15 protein-coding genes are annotated in these 16,985 nt (G+C 42.4%); 10 read left to right on the forward strand and 5 right to left on the reverse strand.

The window, feature by feature from the left end; all coding sequences use genetic code 11:
- Positions 1–98 precede the first annotated feature (98 nt).
- Together wecB and K5R16_RS08850 are read left to right on the forward strand one after the other, a co-directional pair.
- On the forward strand, positions 99–1,217 hold the full coding sequence (gene wecB / locus K5R16_RS08845; protein ID WP_220737238.1) for a non-hydrolyzing UDP-N-acetylglucosamine 2-epimerase: 1,119 nt from the start codon (positions 99–101) through the stop codon (positions 1,215–1,217).
- Positions 1,207–2,334, forward strand: a complete 1,128-nt coding sequence (locus K5R16_RS08850) for a glycosyltransferase family 4 protein (RefSeq protein WP_220737200.1) — start codon at positions 1,207–1,209, stop codon at positions 2,332–2,334. Before wecB ends, K5R16_RS08850 begins: the two co-directional genes overlap by 11 nt.
- Before the next feature lie 264 nt (positions 2,335–2,598).
- On the opposite strand, the gene hldE is transcribed toward K5R16_RS08850, so the two are convergent.
- Positions 2,599–4,032: a bifunctional D-glycero-beta-D-manno-heptose-7-phosphate kinase/D-glycero-beta-D-manno-heptose 1-phosphate adenylyltransferase HldE gene (gene hldE, locus K5R16_RS08855; RefSeq protein WP_220737201.1), complete on the reverse strand. Its 1,434-nt coding sequence runs from the start codon at positions 4,030–4,032 to the stop codon at positions 2,599–2,601.
- Positions 4,033–4,294: 262 nt separating this feature from the next.
- On the opposite strand from hldE, the gene K5R16_RS08860 reads away from it, so the two are divergent.
- From K5R16_RS08860 to K5R16_RS08875, 4 genes are all read left to right on the forward strand, one after another.
- Complete coding sequence (locus K5R16_RS08860) at positions 4,295–5,302, forward strand: glycosyltransferase family 9 protein (protein ID WP_220737202.1); 1,008 nt, start codon at positions 4,295–4,297, stop codon at positions 5,300–5,302.
- A gap of 53 nt (positions 5,303–5,355) precedes the next feature.
- Positions 5,356–6,309, forward strand: a complete 954-nt coding sequence (gene rfaD, locus K5R16_RS08865) for an ADP-glyceromanno-heptose 6-epimerase (RefSeq protein WP_220737203.1) — start codon at positions 5,356–5,358, stop codon at positions 6,307–6,309.
- A gap of 103 nt (positions 6,310–6,412) precedes the next feature.
- A complete protein-coding gene (locus K5R16_RS08870) occupies positions 6,413–6,832 on the forward strand; it encodes an adenylyltransferase/cytidyltransferase family protein (protein ID WP_220737204.1) in 420 nt (139 codons plus the stop codon).
- Positions 6,833–7,903, forward strand: a complete 1,071-nt coding sequence (locus tag K5R16_RS08875; RefSeq protein WP_220737205.1) for an iron-containing alcohol dehydrogenase — start codon at positions 6,833–6,835, stop codon at positions 7,901–7,903.
- Here the strand turns inward: K5R16_RS08875 and K5R16_RS08880 are convergent.
- Positions 7,900–8,958: a CDP-glycerol glycerophosphotransferase family protein gene (locus K5R16_RS08880; protein ID WP_220737206.1), complete on the reverse strand. Its 1,059-nt coding sequence runs from the start codon at positions 8,956–8,958 to the stop codon at positions 7,900–7,902. The two genes, K5R16_RS08875 and K5R16_RS08880, sit on opposite strands and share 4 nt — an antisense overlap.
- Before the next feature lie 229 nt (positions 8,959–9,187).
- On the opposite strand from K5R16_RS08880, the gene K5R16_RS08885 reads away from it, so the two are divergent.
- The gene (locus tag K5R16_RS08885) at positions 9,188–10,309 is read left to right on the forward strand and encodes a glycosyltransferase family 9 protein (RefSeq protein WP_220737207.1); all 1,122 of its coding nucleotides are present in this window, start codon (positions 9,188–9,190) and stop codon (positions 10,307–10,309) included.
- A gap of 77 nt (positions 10,310–10,386) precedes the next feature.
- Here the strand turns inward: K5R16_RS08885 and K5R16_RS08890 are convergent, their stop codons facing one another.
- Positions 10,387–11,466: a hypothetical protein gene (locus K5R16_RS08890; protein WP_220737208.1), complete on the reverse strand. Its 1,080-nt coding sequence runs from the start codon at positions 11,464–11,466 to the stop codon at positions 10,387–10,389.
- Positions 11,467–11,709: 243 nt separating this feature from the next.
- Here K5R16_RS08890 and K5R16_RS08895 point away from each other — a divergent pair, with 243 nt between their 5' ends.
- The gene (locus K5R16_RS08895; protein ID WP_220737209.1) at positions 11,710–12,906 is read left to right on the forward strand and encodes a hypothetical protein; all 1,197 of its coding nucleotides are present in this window, start codon (positions 11,710–11,712) and stop codon (positions 12,904–12,906) included.
- Positions 12,907–12,918: 12 nt separating this feature from the next.
- On the opposite strand, the gene K5R16_RS08900 is transcribed toward K5R16_RS08895, so the two are convergent.
- On the reverse strand, positions 12,919–13,992 hold the full coding sequence (locus K5R16_RS08900; protein ID WP_220737210.1) for a glycosyltransferase family 9 protein: 1,074 nt from the start codon (positions 13,990–13,992) through the stop codon (positions 12,919–12,921).
- A gap of 84 nt (positions 13,993–14,076) precedes the next feature.
- Here K5R16_RS08900 and K5R16_RS08905 point away from each other — a divergent pair, with 84 nt between their 5' ends.
- Positions 14,077–14,811 carry a 3-deoxy-D-manno-octulosonic acid kinase gene (locus tag K5R16_RS08905; protein ID WP_220737211.1) on the forward strand — a complete coding sequence of 245 codons (735 nt, stop codon included), beginning with the start codon at positions 14,077–14,079 and terminating at the stop codon, positions 14,809–14,811.
- Positions 14,812–14,846: 35 nt separating this feature from the next.
- Here the strand turns inward: K5R16_RS08905 and waaA are convergent, their stop codons facing one another.
- The gene (waaA, locus tag K5R16_RS08910) at positions 14,847–16,112 is read right to left on the reverse strand and encodes a lipid IV(A) 3-deoxy-D-manno-octulosonic acid transferase (RefSeq protein ID WP_220737212.1); all 1,266 of its coding nucleotides are present in this window, start codon (positions 16,110–16,112) and stop codon (positions 14,847–14,849) included.
- Between the two features lie 186 nt (positions 16,113–16,298).
- On the opposite strand from waaA, the gene K5R16_RS08915 reads away from it, so the two are divergent.
- On the forward strand, positions 16,299–16,958 hold the full coding sequence (locus K5R16_RS08915) for a TetR/AcrR family transcriptional regulator (RefSeq protein ID WP_220737213.1): 660 nt from the start codon (positions 16,299–16,301) through the stop codon (positions 16,956–16,958).
- Positions 16,959–16,985: the final 27 nt, after the last annotated feature.

Genomic DNA, 16,985 nt, shown 5'->3' on the forward strand with positions numbered 1-16,985 from the left:
GCCCAATGGTTGAAAATAGTATTGAGTACCCAAATAAGGTAAAATATATTATGAATTACGTGATTGCGTACCCCCCCCATACCTTTGAAGGTAAAGCATTGAAAATACTTTTTATATTTGGGACACGACCAGAAGCTATAAAGATGTGTCCATTAGTTTTGGAGTTCACAAAATCCCCCTGCTTTGAAGTAAAAGTCTGCATCACCGCACAACACCGAGAAATGCTTGATCAAGTACTCGATATATATAATATCAAGCCAGACTACGATCTAAATTTAATGCGTAGCAATCAAACATTAGAATGGTTAACTGGAGCTATTGTTGAAGGTACGGGCAACGTTATAAAAGACTTTAAACCAGGGCTTGTTTTAGTCCATGGGGATACAACAACATCATTTGCTTCTGCTCTAGCAGCTTTTTATCACAAAACAGATGTCGCCCATGTCGAAGCAGGTTTGCGAACTGGTGATATTCGCTCTCCTTGGCCTGAAGAAGCCAATAGAAAGCTAACGGCAACGCTTTCCAAATTGCATTTTGCCCCAACTGAATCCGCAAAAAAGAACCTTTTAAAAGAAGGTATCACTGAAGAGAATATTCATGTCACAGGAAACACCGTCATTGATGCTCTTTTTAATGCGATTAATATAACTAAGGCACGTTCGCACAAAGTTTCCCCCGCAGTAACCTCTCTTAAGAAGAATATAGGTAACAATAATCTTATTTTGGTTACGGGACATCGACGGGAAAATTTTGGTCCCAATTTCGAAAATATCTGCTTGGCTCTAAATGCACTTGCTGTGGCGAATCCAAATACCCACATAGTCTACCCTGTGCATTTAAACCCTATGGTTCAAAAACCAGTACGTCACCACCTAGGTTCTCTAAATAACGTGCATTTAATTGACCCATTAGACTATCTATCATTTGTATCATTAATGATGCGCGCCGATATTATTCTAACCGACTCTGGTGGGATTCAAGAAGAAGCACCATCTTTGAAAAAACCAGTCCTTGTTTTAAGGGATAAGACTGAGCGACCGGAAGCTGTAAATGCAGGTACGGTTCAGATAGTTGGGACGGAAAAGGAAGCTATCGTTGACGCTGTAACCCAACTACTAATTAAGCCAGGCTCATTCAAGAGTAAAACCAACCCTTATGGCGATGGTCTAGCTTGCCAACGCATAGCAAAAATAATTAAAGACGAATATGACCTCTAAGAATATCTATATTATCCACAGGGCAATGTTTGAACGAAACGGTAATCAAATCGGTTTCGGTGGTATAGAGAATTATATCATTGCTCTTGCTAGAACCTTTCAAGAGCAGAATTGGAATTGTATTTTAGTGCAACCAAGTAAAGATAGCTTCCAAGCTAATGTTGACTGCCTCACTGTAGTTGGAGTCAGAACAGGGCTGTTACGTGGCAACCTAAAGAAACACGCCTTAGTGCGATGGGTGAAGCAAAGGGCAGAAAAATCAAATGATGTTATTATTTTTGCAACAGACTCATACTCTGTTGGTCTTAACGGTTATAACGCCGTTGCTATCCAACATGGTATATCATGGGATAAGCCTAGGAAATCTCGCTCCAAGCCAATCAACTTTATAGCTTCACTCGTAAATCAAATAAAGTATTTTAGTTTTATTAAACAATACCATACCCTTGTTTGTGTTGACCACAATTTCGTAAATTGGTACCGCACTTGGGCTGATGTATCAATTAACAAAGTGCATGTTATTTATAACTTTTACGATGAGAAAATATCCACTGATAAATTTAATGCAAAGTGGGGCGATTCTAGCTCTGAACAAATCAACTTAATCATAGCGAGGAGATTTGTTGAGTACAGGGGAATAACATTCATCGCTCCAGTTATACAAAAGCTACTTCAACAACATAAAAACCTACATGTTACATTTGCAGGTGATGGTCCTCTAAAGGCTAATTTGGACAATATGTTTTCGAATTCAGATAGGGTTGTTATAAAGCAGTATGCAGCTAAAGAAAGCTTTAACTATCACAGCAGGCACCATATTGCCGTAATACCAACTTTAGGCTCAGAAGGTACGTCGCTTTCGCTGATCGAAGCAATGGCTGCAGGATGTGCAGTAGTTGCTTCCAATGTTGGTGGATTATCAAACCTGATTATAGATGGGTTTAATGGTCACCTACTCATTCCAAATCAAGATAAATTTTACACGACTCTAGATATGTTAATCAAAGATAAAACCCGCTGTAAAAAAATGGCGCTCGCGGGGCTTGATACCGTATCGTTCCCAAGCTCGAAACAGCATTGGGGAGAGCAGTGGGTAAAGTTAATTAGAAATATGTAGATTAGCTATTTGAACTTAGGTGCTGATGTTATTATTTTTCATTAGACTGAATCAACTCAACGACAACAACCAACTTCCCCTTTGCTCATTAAGAGCAAGGAGAAGCAATACACCCTGAAAACTGCGGCATATAACGCTATGGTATTAATCTAGATAAAACGAAGAAGTTAGATAGAAGCTTGCTGAAAAAAATGTTGGGGCTAACTTTAAGAGCTAGCTACCCTGCAATTAAAGCAAAGCAGCCAACCCTCTAATTATATCAAGCTATTGGTTAGCCATGATATTTTCAATTATTTTGGTAGTCGAAATACCATCTTCAAAACACAATATCTTAACTAATCCACCAGCAGCAATAACTTCTTTACCACCAGCAATATCTTCAATCTTATAGTCGCCACCCTTAACCAGTAAGTCAGGTAATAAACGAGCAATCACTCGTTGCGGCGTGTCTTCACTAAACGGAAGCACCCAGTCCACTGATGCAAGACCTGCTAACACGGCCATACGACGACCCACAGGGTTCACCGGGCGACCATCGCCCTTTAAACGTCTGACAGACTCATCATCATTAACTGCAACAATCAACCTGTCGCCTTGGGCTTGCGCCTCCTGTAAATAGCTCACATGACCTGCATGTAAAATATCAAAGCAGCCGTTGGTCATCACCACGCGCTCACCGCGCAACCTCGTTTGCTCAAGTGCGTACATGAGCTGATCTTCAGTCACAACCCCAAAACCAGTCTCACTATGATGAGTATCAGACAATGACTCGATAAGCTCAATGCGGCTCACCGTCGAAGTGCCGAGTTTAGCAACCACGATACCTGCAGCTGTGTTAGCAATTGCACACGCTTCAGCCATAGTACTTCCAGCGGCCAATGAAGTCGCCAGAGCAGAAATAACCGTATCACCAGCCCCTGTGACATCATGTACTTCTCGAGCAACCGTAGGAATATGAAGCTCTTTATTTTCAGTCGTAATCAACGTCATTCCCTGCTCAGAACGAGTGACTAACAACGCTTCCAAATCAAACTCTTCAAGTAATTTATGCGCTTTTTCAACTAAGTCAGCTTCACTGGTAACAGCTCCTGCAACTAACTCAAATTCATGCAGATTTGGGGTAAGCAATGTTGCGCCTCGATATTTAGAAAAATCACTCCCCTTTGGATCGACTAACACTTTGACCCCTTGAGACTTAGCTTGCTGAATAAACGCTAGCGGCTCGATCAGAGCACCTTTGGCATAATCAGATAAAATAACCACATCAACATCAGCCAAAGAATTTGCGGCGCTATCTAACAAGGCCTGGCTATCTGCTTGTAGGTAAGGTTCTTCGAAGTCTAAACGAATGAGCTGTTGGCTACGCGACATCACCCGCAGTTTAGTAATCGTCGGTTTATCTGCAACCACATGCCATTTAGGCTCAACACCTAAAGCTTGAATGCCGGTGGTTAACGCAGCAGCGGTTTCGTCTTCACCAACAATACCCGCTAAAGAAACCTGGCCGCCCAAGGTTGCAATATTCAGTGCTACGTTTGCCGCTCCACCAGGGCGATCTTCTAATTGGTTAATGCGTACAACAGGCACTGGCGCTTCTGGCGAAATACGTCCAGTCGGACCCGTCCAATAGCGGTCAAGCATCACATCACCGACCACAAGAACTTTAGCTTTTTCAAATGCTGGCAGAGAATCTTTCATAACACTCATTACTTTTACAAAATATTAGTTAGTAATTGTACCTAATTTTAGTTCGGGCTGTTACTTTATCTATCTAACTTTCTAGCTGGGGCACTTTTTGCTTTTGTGGCATAGCCGCACAAAACATCATCCCGAACAGCCCTCTTACTACTAAAACTGATATAATAAGCGGTTAAGGTCAGATTAATTTGACCCAAAAGCCATCTGTGTTAAAAATACTGAATACCGCAGAACAAGTTAACCCAATAGTGCGAAATGATAAATGAAGAGAATCCTAGTTTTTAGACATGATAAAATTGGTGACTTTGTACTGCTTTGGCCCGCCTTGAGTTTACTCAAAAATGCTATGCCGGATACCAGTATTGAAGTGTTTGTAACACCAGTACTGAAGAGCTTTGCGCTCGCCTGCCCTTATGTCGATCATGTTATTGTCGATAGTGGAGACGATCTAGCAATACGTAAAGAGATCGACGCTCGTCAATACGATGCAGCACTGGTTTCTAATTCTCAATTCCGTATATATAAAATCATTCGTAATCTACATATTCCCTATGTGTTAGCGCCTAAACATAACTGGTATCAGTACTTTTATAAAAACCGCACTGATGCACAATACAAGGTCGGTGAAGGTTGCTGGCGTGGCGGCTGCATGTTGATCGAGGCTTTTTTAACAGCACAAAAAATGGCTATCCCAGCACTGCCCAAAAGATATTGGGATGTCACTGCAGAACGCGAGCATTGGCAACAATATTACGGCAAACAAAATGATGAAAAGTTGATTTTTGTTCACCCGGGTACCGGGGGCTCCTCAGGTAGTTTGCCGACAAAAGACTTTATTAAGCTCATCACCCAAGTTGACCAGTCAACTCAGCATAAATGCAGGTTTGTGCTAACGTTTAGCGGTGAAGAGGCAAGTTTAGCAAAAGCTATATTTGATGAAGTTAGCAAGCAAGGCGTCAACATTACCCTTGCTAAACCATTAAAGAATCTGACCGATTTTGCCAAATCTATAGTTGCTGCAGATATGTTTATGGCCGGCTCAACAGGTCCTCTGCATATTGCAGGGCTGCACAACGTGCCAACTGTCGGATTTTATGCAGGCAGAAAATCTCAACCCAAAGTTCGCTGGCAGACGTTGAGCGAACAACATAAACGCTTGGCATTTACACCACCAGAGAGTAAACGAACGGGTCGCGACATGAGTTTAGTTGATATTGATCATACAGCTAAAACCATCGCAGAATTTTTAAATACTTACTACACAAAGTAAGTGTGTCCTTTTAAGGTATTGTGAACAATACCGCCCTAAAAGTGGAAGCAAATATGATAGTAGTCACAGGTGCAGCAGGATTTATCGGCAGCAATTTGGTCAAAGCTTTAAACAATATGGGTCGTAATGACATTGTTGCCGTGGATGATTTAACCGACGGTACAAAAATGTTCAATCTCGCAGATTGTGAGATCGCTGATTATCTTGATAAAGATCAATTTCTTAAGCAGATAATCGCAGGTGAATTCGACGGCAAGATTGAAGTTATTTTCCATCAAGGAGCATGCTCATCCACCACCGAGTGGGATGGCAAATTCATGATGAGCAATAACTATGAGTACTCAAAAACGCTGCTGCAGTTTTGTGATAGAACGAAATGCCAGTATATCTATGCTAGCTCAGCTTCAGTCTATGGCGGTAGCGAGAAATTTATCGAGCAAAGAGACTTAGAAAAGCCACTTAATGTTTATGCTTACTCTAAATTCTTGTTTGACCAATATGTACGTCAACAAAAGCCAAACTGCCAAGTTGCCGGTCTCAGATATTTCAATGTCTATGGCCCAAGAGAGCAACACAAAGGCGGCATGGCAAGTGTCGCTTTCCATTTCAATAACCAGCTCAATGCAAATGGGATCTGCCGCTTATTTGAGGGTGTCGACGGTTATGAAAATGGCCAACAACTACGTGATTTTGTATACGTTGAAGATGTTGTTAAAGTTAACTTATGGCTATGGCAGAACCCTGAAGTTTCGGGAATATTTAACTGCGGAACCGGCCAAGCACAAAGTTTCAATGACGTAGCAAATGCTGTTATCGATCACCACGGTAAGGGCAGCATAGAATACATTCCGTTCCCGGATAAACTAAAGGGCGCATATCAAAGCTACACCCAAGCAGACCTCACAAAGTTACGAGCTGCAGGTTACACCGCCGAATTTAAGACTGTTGAGCAAGCTGTACCAGAGTATTTATCTTGGTTAGCGACGCAACACTTTATTGGTGAGTAGCCCTTTGGTTATAGCCAAGAGTTAACAATTCCCCCTTACATTAAATATTCAGCTAGAAATGGCCATTATTGTCCTGGCCATTTATATAGATACACGGTGTATTATGTCCAAAAAAGTTTTAGTTGTAGGTGTTTTCGACTTATTCCACAGAGGCCATGTAGAGTTTCTCAAAAAAGCAGCCACTTTTGGTGATGAATTGATCATTTTGATCAATGGTGATGAGATGACTGAAAAGTACAAGCGTCGTCCGATATACTCAGAACAAGACAGAGCTGCAATATTACTGTCAATGGCTTGCGTTTCTATAGTGGAAGTCACCAACAGTTTTGATGTGAAGCCATATTTAGAAAAACATAACATTGATGTCATCGTACACGGTGATGATTGGGAGCATAGCTCTTATTTGGCGCAGATCCGTTGTACTGAAGAATATTTATTACAGCAAGATATTGAAGTCGCCTATACAGAATATCACTCCTCTGTAAGTACTAGCGCACTACTGAAACGCATTAAGGAATCTTAATTGCTAAATTCAATTGGAAAGCTCAGTACACGCCAACTAGAATTTCCTGCTCAGCTTGTTGTAAGTTCAAATGCCATCTCTAAGTCTGAAGACTTGTTTCAGCAGCTTATTGCTGAAAAAACGCTCATAGCATTAGACGAAGGCGTTCGACAGCTTGCTGAAAAGTCTCTTGGGCTACTTGAGCATCCAAATTGTATTGTACACGCAGTTAAAGCTGCTGATTATGCAAGCATTAGTGAAATTGATATCTTATGTGCTCAGCAGCAAGTCAAAACCATTATTGCATTTGGTGGCGGTAAAGTTTTAGATGTATGCAAACGGCTAGCAACCCTAAGAAAAATTAGCTTAGTTGTTATTCCGACAGCATTATCCAGCGACTGCATATCCTCTCCAGTTGCCGTCATTTTCGACGACAATGGCAAGAAATTAAGCTTACCCGCAGCTATTCCTAACTTCATTCTTGTTGATACCGATATATGCTCGCAAGCGCCACTAAGATTAACTCAGGCAGGGGTTGGCGATCTACTTTCGAATTATAGCGCTCTGTTGGACATGGAATACGCTAAGGAGCAGACAGAAATTGATGGCTTCTCTTTTCTATTAGCTAAGTCAGCAGCAAATGAAATTCTCTATATGGAGCAGAAACCTCTCAATACACCAACAGTTATTAAGCAGCTAGCTGAAGGGTTAATATTGTCTGGTTTAGCTATGGGATTTTCAGGAGATTCGCGCCCGTGTTCTGGTGCAGAGCATTTAATCAGCCATGCTATAGACTATCTACAGTTAGGGAATGGTTTACACGGTGAGCAGGTCGCTTTAGGCACTAAGTACTGCCATTATCTAAGGCAACTGTTACACCTAACAACCCTTCCCGCTCAAGTTATCGCCACCTTAGATGGTTTCAATATTAACAGTTCGCCTGCGGCATTAGGGATAAGCAAAGCTGAGTTTTTCGAAGCACTAAAAATCGCCCCGAAGATGCGTAAAGGCCGTGTAACGTTTTTGGAAAAACTCGAGGATATTCCGTTAGCGACACTAGAAAAAGCTTATTCTCTAGCGTTTACCGATTAACTCAATAGAAAATCGACAATTCGCTTGCTGCATTGACCGTCAACTTTTCCGGCTAGTTCATAAGTGTATTGAGCGCGTTGCTGCGCGAATGATTCAGGTTCTGCAATCTGTTGATCGACAACCGCTTTAAGTTTTTTGTAGGTTTTTGCATGCTTAGCCACTGCGGCATATCGATATAGGTCTTCATCCATTCGCTGGTTAAAGCGAAATTTGAAGATCCCACGATAGCTCCAACGCAAGTGATAAAAATCACACCAAACAACAGGTTTATCTAGCGCGGCAAACTCAAACAATGCTGAAGAAGCATCACTAATCAGCAGGTCTGCACTAGCCATAAATGGTAGTAAGTTAGTCTGCTCTGCAGTAGCAAGGTACGCATTGTCAAAGGAAGCCCAGTGCAATAAGAGCTTTTTCTGTTTTTTATAAGCGGGTTTACTTAAGGAAAAGTAATGCGGTTTCAATAAGATATTATATTCAGAAAATTCGGCTGGCCAGTTGGTGGCCATCTTTTCGATACTGCTAGGGTAAAAAGTTGGTGCATAGAGCAACGTTGGTTTAGCAGGATCCAAACCTAATTTTTCAAGATCGATTCCAGCTTCAATTCCTTGCACAATAGGATCGAGCTTGGCATATCCGGTATCGATAAACAGCTTGTCAGGAAACATTGATTGTAATCGGTTTAAGCGATATTCACCTTCCACAAAACGTACATCAAAGTCTGAATCGGACACGGTATAATAAACTGACTTTGGGCCTATACCATGCTGCATCAGTGCTGTGCCGCAAATCCCTTTTAGCTTTTTGTCTCCATCGAACGTGTTACCAAACACCACCCACTTAGGTTTCTGCTCCAAATAGTATGCTAATGCTTGCTCTTGATCATCTACCCAAGTGACAGAGAGCTGATATTCCTTAACTAAGGCATCAAGCGCAGCTTGCTGCTCATCACTACGATAGATAACAAAATGCACAACCTCACCCCGTGCTTGCAATTCATGCATCACTGGTAAATATTGCGGTAAATAGTATGGATGCAGCGCGTCAAAGCAAATCAAAAGTAAGCCTTCAGTTTAAGGTCGTATTACGGCCGTAAAGCACGGTTCAATTATAACGATAATACCATACTCCAATATTGAAACTATATCAGTAGCGCCTTCAGCGCCAGTAATTGAGGACTAGATTCATAAAAAGCTCATATTTATCACTAATATCAACTTGGATCTTTTTCAAAGCCAGCGAATTCAAGGTATGCTAAGCCGACTAAAAATAGGAACACTTATCAATATGGCTATCATCACTTCTGCTCAATTAGCGCAATGCCAGCGTATGTTATTCATGTCACCCGTTGCTTTAGGGGATTTTCTCTATTTAAAGACTTTTCTTGTCGCTTTGAAGCAACAGCACCCACATATAACATTAGATATTTGGTTAGATGATAATCGCTGTAATAGTGATGAGTGGCGCTTATCGCGCAGTAAAATACTGCAGCAATGGATGGAGGCGGAAGGGGCTTTTAACCTTACCTATGGCTGCACAGATTCACCGCAAGCGATGCAGGCCAACACTGAAAAAGCCAAACAACAAAACTACGACATCATCTTTTGTCATACCGTAAGTAAAAGCCGACAATACTCCCAGCTAGCACGAGAAATTTCCCCTACCGCCTTTATTGTTTCTAGTATTCCGAAAAAGGCTTCTTTCGGGCTTTTAAATTCTTGGTTTTTTCGCCATTCAAATGCAACATTTGTCCTTGAAGAAGCTTTGTTACCAGCGACTCACCATATCACCGATCGCTATCAGCTGATTTTCAACACAGTGATAGGACTATCTGTAGCTGCCACAGAGAGCATGCCCAACATGGTTATTCCTGAAACCATTTTACCTGTGACAACTGATTGGCTAGAACGTCATTTCAATGACCCACAAAGACAAGGGAGGCTACTGTTTGTTAATCATCTTTCTACCAATGTAAAAAAAGACTGGCCTATCAATTATCTTTTTGAGCTAATTGAGAAAATTGCTAAGGTAGATAACAGCCAGCGCTTTATTATTAATACCACTCCTGAAAGTTATCCTGAAGTATCTCGCGAGGCTCAAGCGTTTACTGCAAAGACGGGACTACAAGTCGTGGTGTTTACCGTAGACAAACACTTTTTTGAGTTGCCTTCTCTAATTGCAAAAGCGGATTTCGTCATCACGGTAGATACCGCAATTTTACACTTTGCTTTTGCTGCTCAGCGACCACTGCTCGCCATGATGCGTCAGAAAAAGCCTTACTGGGCTCCGCCGGAATCAGCAACATCTCATGTTATGTATGCTACGCAAGGTAAAGGACATATTGCCGATATCGCAGTAGCGCAAGTTTACGACAAGTACATGCAGATGAATAAAGCAACGGAGAGTTAAAGGACGCTAAGATCGAAAAAGGAGAGCACTTGCTCTCCTTTTTATATACTCTCGCCAATAAATCGCTATTTAGCTTTTTAGTTTACGACACTCTGCTCGCCCATTAACTCAGTAATCACTTCCATCGCAATATCTAAGCCATTGCTCGACTCACACTGCATCAAAGCATGGTTTAGCTGCTGGGCGCTCTCAGGTTGAATAAGATCAAGCAGTCTTAAAGCCATCTCATCAGCTTTAACGCAGCTACTCACCGTGAGCCTTCTTTCTTGGCACACTCTAACCCTATAATTCTGATCTTTAGCCACTGCCGCCGATACCGTCGGTTTTTTCAGTGCTATCGCCTGTAAAAGTGTATCTCCACCACTTAGCACTGCAGCTTTAGAAGCATCCAGAAGATCCATAAAATCGACATGGATCAATTCTTTAATATTAATGACACCTTCATACTCTGGCATTGCCTTAGGGTAACTAGGACCGAAAATCACCACGCATGGTATTTTTGTTGCTTGGTAAATACTTGCGGCGGCCATAGCAAACTCCTCAATACAATGGCCTTGCCCATTTTTGTGTCCACCAGAACCTGCATTAAACAATATAAAATTATTTGCGACTAAACTTAGTTTCTTAAGTAACTCTGACTGCCTAAGCGCAACAGGGCTTGCAAACACTGAACCGATAATAGTCGGCTCAGGTTTGTTAATCAGATTAAGTTTTAGCCTATCAAACGGGCTAATCGTGCCGATAATGAACTCAGGTTGCACCACCCAATGACTATCAGTGACACGCGCTCGTAGTAGCTTCATTCCTCTACTGCGCTTGCGTTTATGCTGACTAATAAATATCACTTTGGCACCCATTTTATTGGCATGCACCAATTGTGAGCGACGACCAGAAGCATCAAAAATAACAAAATCAGCTTTGAAAAAGGAGATGAAGTCATTTACCGCTTTAATATTTTTTGTCGGCGTATCATCTAAAAGTGCCACAGGATAAGGACATGTGAAGGCATAGGGTGCCTGACGACTTATAATGAATTGGATATTAGCATCAGGCCAACGTTGCTTAACTTCGTTGGCTATGATTAAAGAGCGCATATATTCACCCATACCTTCAGAAGAAGACACAGGAACAAATAGGAATTTTGGGGACAGCGACATATAAGCACCCTTAAAAATACAACAAGCGAAACAACACAGTGCTAACTGTTGTTAAATCTTGTTTGATAGCCCTTAATAATAACATGTTGGCCAACGAATCGGAGACTTGTTAACTCAGGCTAATGAATTAATTTTTGTTCACCATAAACAACAGCGCTTGATCTCATCATCACAAAGTCTTTATTGCTCGCTAAATGGCCCTCACCTATAATTTATAAGCCGCCGACGGCTATAAGCTAACCAGTGACCTTTTCATCTTCAAATGCTCAGCAATCACCGTATTTTCTCGAGATCTATATAGATAGAGCAACCTTGCCTAGTGTTCAGCAGGCAACGAAGATCGCTAACAATCAAAACCAGCACCCCAAGTTCATTTGCTGGCGACGGCATCCAGTTAACAACGAAGCCTTATTGAAAGGTATCAATGCCGCATCCTTTGTTAGCATTACTTCACTATGCCAACATGCAACTAAACTGTTGGCAGGCCACCATCACAGTCATATCACTATTTACGGCAACACCTATTGGAGTAAAGATCTTGCTAGGCTCATTAGGTATTTGACTAGAATCTCTGGAGTGGAAATTAAAAAGCTTGAATTGATTGATGATGGCTCTTCGGAATACCAGAAGATGTTTTCTTGGCAACGTTTAAGTTTCGATGAGCAAACCCGCAATCTAGCTACTGGCCTGCAAAACCTAAAAAGTTATCTTAGTGGAAGTGACAATAAACTGCTAAGGCTATTGGCTGGTCACTCAAATAAGCTGCCAAGGCACCTTTCAAGCTTTATGAACTGGCATAAGTTGTTTCCTACGACCTACCACATGTTACGTATGGACTACTTGGATAAGCCTGAACTCAATCAATTGAAGCTGCATCTCGATAACAATACTCAGCAAATCCGTTGGAATTATATCGCGGACAATTTATTTGATAATGAGCAGCAATCGCTTTTCTATCAATTGTTAGGGATCTCGTTGGCGGAACAGCAACAGTTAAGAACAAGCAGACAACAGCAACATGATTTTATGTTCATCTGTGTCGATTCCAGCAATGCGAGCAGTGAGCTTCAAGTAAAGGTAATTGCAGATTCTCGTCAAGAGTCAGGGGTTATTCCTAAGCTTACGGCTAAGAATATGCTGTTTAAAGGCCATCCTTTTGCCGATTTTAATCAGACAATTATAGATGCACACCAAATGGGTGAAATGCCAGCAATGATCCCATTCGAAACGCTTATAATGACGGGAAATTTACCAAAAAAAGTGGGGGGAATGGCAAGTTCGCTCTACTTTTCCTTACCAAAAAACTATCACATTGAATATATTGTTTTTTCTGGTTCAAAACAGGATTTAGAAGAGCACGCGTTACTACAAATAATGCTTTATTTAAAAGTGATAAGCCCTGAAAGAGTTTACTTTTCAGAGCAGTTTAAATCCGACTAAAAAGCGCAGATATTAGCTCCTCAAACGGTCAAACTGCTCAATGACTGCAGCAACCTCAATCTGCTGCATTAACAGCTCGCCTTTAGCTCTTACGCCCCAAGGCACATCGTCACCTTTTTGCTCCCGAATAATGGTGCCGTAAATACTCACAACACTATCTTGTGATAAATACGGCCCTGTTCGACCTGGGTTTGAATGAGCATATAGACCAATAACTGGCGTACCTTGAGTCACTGCCATATGGGCAGGGCCGGTATCAGGTGCAAGTACAATGCTTGCCTGCTTTAATACAGCGAGAAGCTGCAATAGTGAAGTTTTACCCACTTGATTTTCAAGCTGAGACTGAGCAAAACCTTGTATAGCTTCGGCCAGATTTTTCTCCAATGCAGTAGGTCCGCCACACAACATCACTCGATAGCCACAGGCCACAGCGTGATCAGCCACCGCGGCATAACGTTCGGGTAACCAGTTTCGCTCGGCTTTACTTGCTGCAGCGCAAATAACTAAAACCGGACTTCCACTTGGGATCAAGTTTTCAGCAAACTCGGTATCGGCGGCAAGTACCGGGATGTTCCAACTTAAACGGGTATCGGTAACGCCAACCGCCTTAGCAAATCCCATAAAGCCATCAAGTACATGGGGTGTTGCCTGTGGTTCGATGCGGCGATTAGTCACCAACCATTGTCCCTCTTTGGCGCGAAACCGGTCAAAACCAATACGCACCTTGGCTGATATAGCAAGAGATGCAATCGTCGCTCTAAGCGCTATTTGCATATGCAGTAACACATCAAACTGTTGCCCTTTTAGTGACCGCTTTAAATTAAAGTAGCTACGCCAACCTTGTGACTTATCGAAAATAACAAACTCCACTCCAGGCAGATGTTTTAACAGCTGATATTCAACTTTCCCCAATACCCAAGTAATTTTGAGCTGTGGATAACGACGTTGAATCGCTTGCACCATAGCAACCGCATGACATACGTCACCAATCGCCGACAGCCTGAGCAGACACAAAGAGTTAGCATTGGTTAAATCCAATGTATTTGCTTGTGATTCAATATGGTTATCCGGGGTCGTTAAGCTCATAGGACTCGAAGGTTGTTTGGCGTATTCCACCGATCTTAATGTAGAATGGCTACAGGTTCCACGCTTTAGCGTACAATTCTATCTATGAAGTTTAAAAAAACAGCCACAGGCAGCATCGCTTATTGCGAACATACCTCTGAGAATATTGAAACCACTTGGTTTGGTGTGGATTTCTGGCGTGCACGCGAAGCGGTAACTGGTTCATCTAAAGGCCGTTATACCACTTGGTTTGTTGATGCCAGTATTGAACAAGAAAACGCTCAGCAATGGGTGCTACGCCACTATTATCGTGGTGGCTTAATAGAAAAGATCAGCCATGATAAATACCTATTTACCGGTTTAACACGTACCCGAGCAGTAGCGGAATTAGCATTACTAGAAACCCTATATGATCAGGGCTTCCCGGTTCCTAAACCTATCGCTGCTAATGTCGAACGATGTGGCCTTAACTACCGAGCTGATTTAATTATCGAGCGAGTAGAAGGCGCCGAAGATCTCGTGGCAAGACTGAGTAAAACAGCAATGACTACCGAGCAGTGGCAAGCTTTGGGTCAATGCATTGCCCGTTTCCATAATCATGGGGTGTACCACGCCGATCTCAATGCGAAGAATATTCTAATTGTTGATGAACAGTTCTACCTGATTGATTTTGATCGTGGTGAGTTTAGAACACCAAAAGCTGACTGGCAAAAAGCCAATATGGACCGTTTATTACGCTCGTTTAGAAAAGAGTTAGCCAAACTGACACAGCTTGGCTTTTCCGAAGCCCATTGGCAACTGCTGCATAATGCTTACAGTGAACAATTAGCCCTAAAGTAAGCTCCCTCTACCCCACTGAATGTCAGTGGGGATAACTAACTTTTCAGCATTAAATCCACTAGTGTAAACTGCTTATCCAAAGCCCCTCGATTTTGCAGCATAACTTGCCTACCCGCTTCACTTGCAGCCTGATAGCCTTGCTTGTCATTAAACATTGAAATGAGTACCTCAGCTAACGCACCGCTAGAGTCAACGACCTGTAATGCCCCCTCTCGCTGTAATAATTCTGTGATCTCATTAAAATCCCGATGATGCGGCCCAACAAATACCGGCAACCCGACAGCTGCAGGCTCTAATGGGTTATGGCCACCATTTTCGATCAAGGTGCCACCAACAAAAGCTTGATCTGCGGCTGCATATAGCGTGAGTAGCTCACCCATCGTATCGCCAACAATCACTTGAGTTTGCGCAGTGACCTCGTCATCTATACTACGTCTAGCCACCAGCATTCCCGCCGCTTTGACCACTGCCACGGCCGAATCAAACTGCTCTGGGTGACGAGGAACCAGCACCATTAACGCAGTTGGATATTCCTGTAGCACTCGCTGATGAGCCTGGATCATAATGTCGAACTCACCAGGGTGCACTGAGCCTGCCACCCAGATTGGACGTTGCTGTGCCCCCCAGCTTTCTCGCATCACCTGAGCGGCATCTAGACGTGCCTGCTCAATATTGAGATCAAATTTCAAGCTCCCGCACACCGTAATATTATCGGTTGCAACACCAAGGTCGATAAAGCGAGCAGCAGTTTGCTCCGACTGAGCTGCGATTGCATCCAAACTCTGTAGCATGGGTAGGTTCAAACCAGGACGCTTGTGATAAGCATCAGCGGACTTTTGCGACAACCTAGCATTTGCCAACAATACTTTGGCGCCACTGTACTTAAGATAATGAATTAGGTTAGGCCACAGCTCAGTTTCCATAATAATACAAAATTTAGGTGCAACTTGTTTCACGAAGCGTTTACTGCACCAAGCGAGATCAAACGGCAAATAACAGTGCTGCACTTGACCTGCAAATGCTCGAAGTACTTCAGCAGAACCGGTAGGACTGGTTGTAGTGACAGTGATAGATAGGTTTGGGTACGCTGCTTGAATTTGTTTTATCAGTGGAATGGCTGCCAAGGTTTCTCCCATAGAAACACAATGCAGCAACAGATCAGTTTGCCCTAAGTGCTTAATCCCAAAGCGTTCATTCCAGCGGCGACGATAATCAGGGCTTTTAAAACCACGCACAATTAGGTAAACCATTAACAATGGCGAGATAAGATAAAGCAAAGCGGAATAGAGGCTACGATTCATGAATTTTTTTACTTTCGTCAGTTTTGCTTGAAGAATTGGCTCAATGCTAACATGATAGTCACAACTTAACGTAGACGCCTAACCGCGAATATGTCGAGTTGCGCGCGCATTTTTTTATCGCCAAGCCTAATTAGTTATAGCAATTAAGGATGGCGATTTCTTGGATATTAAGCATTTAGGATGAATATGAAGACCCGTGACAAAATCGTACAAGCCAGCTTAGAGTTATTTAATCAGCATGGCGAAAGAACAATCACAACCAATCATATTGCTGCCCACCTAAACATTAGTCCAGGGAACCTCTACTACCATTTCCGCAATAAAGAAGACATTATTCGCTCGATATTCAGCCTCTATGAGCAACATTTAGAATCTGGCTTCCAACCGTATGTCGACAAAGAGGTCGATGTCGATCTTCTCGTCGGTTACTTTGACGCTATGTTCTACACCTTGTGGCAGTTCCGCTTTATGTACGCCAATCTAGCCGACATCCTTAGCCGCGATGAAGCATTGAAAAACCGCTACCTGCAAGCTCAACAAGATGTACTTGCACGTTCAAGTAGCGTGCTTATCAAGCTAACACAAGATGGTTTTTTGAAGGTAAATGAAGCTGATATAGCCCCACTTGCTGATACCATAAAAATGTTGGTGAGCTTTTGGATAAGCTATAAATTAACTCAAACGCAGTCGTGTATTGGTTCTATCACTAAAGAGTCACTCTACGAGGGATTACTACGAGTGATCATGATATTTAAAGCCTACTCAACCCCAGAGTCTGCTGCTACCTTTGAAAGGCTAGAAGAATATTATTCCTCAATGGCCAGCGGTGCTGAAACCGCAGCTTAGGCAATCGATGTTCAACAAGGTGTTTAG

The organism is Shewanella sp. c952 (assembly GCF_019654975.1).
In the GTDB taxonomy this organism is placed as follows: Bacteria; Pseudomonadota; Gammaproteobacteria; order Enterobacterales; family Shewanellaceae; genus Shewanella.

Bases quoted from the DNA above. Each gene is read 5' to 3' on its own strand.
- K5R16_RS08850 (WP_220737200.1), top strand. From the start codon at position 1,207: ATGACCTCTAAGAATATCTATATTATCCACAGGGCAATGTTTGAACGA.
- hldE (WP_220737201.1), bottom strand. From the start codon at position 4,032: ATGAAAGATTCTCTGCCAGCATTTGAAAAAGCTAAAGTTCTTGTGGTC.
- K5R16_RS08860 (WP_220737202.1), top strand. From the start codon at position 4,295: ATGAAGAGAATCCTAGTTTTTAGACATGATAAAATTGGTGACTTTGTA.
- rfaD (WP_220737203.1), top strand. From the start codon at position 5,356: ATGATAGTAGTCACAGGTGCAGCAGGATTTATCGGCAGCAATTTGGTC.
- K5R16_RS08870 (WP_220737204.1), top strand. From the start codon at position 6,413: ATGTCCAAAAAAGTTTTAGTTGTAGGTGTTTTCGACTTATTCCACAGA.
- K5R16_RS08885 (WP_220737207.1), top strand. From the start codon at position 9,188: ATGGCTATCATCACTTCTGCTCAATTAGCGCAATGCCAGCGTATGTTA.
- K5R16_RS08890 (WP_220737208.1), bottom strand. From the start codon at position 11,466: ATGTCGCTGTCCCCAAAATTCCTATTTGTTCCTGTGTCTTCTTCTGAA.
- K5R16_RS08900 (WP_220737210.1), bottom strand. From the start codon at position 13,992: ATGAGCTTAACGACCCCGGATAACCATATTGAATCACAAGCAAATACA.
- K5R16_RS08905 (WP_220737211.1), top strand. From the start codon at position 14,077: ATGAAGTTTAAAAAAACAGCCACAGGCAGCATCGCTTATTGCGAACAT.
- waaA (WP_220737212.1), bottom strand. From the start codon at position 16,112: ATGAATCGTAGCCTCTATTCCGCTTTGCTTTATCTTATCTCGCCATTG.
- K5R16_RS08915 (WP_220737213.1), top strand. From the start codon at position 16,299: ATGAAGACCCGTGACAAAATCGTACAAGCCAGCTTAGAGTTATTTAAT.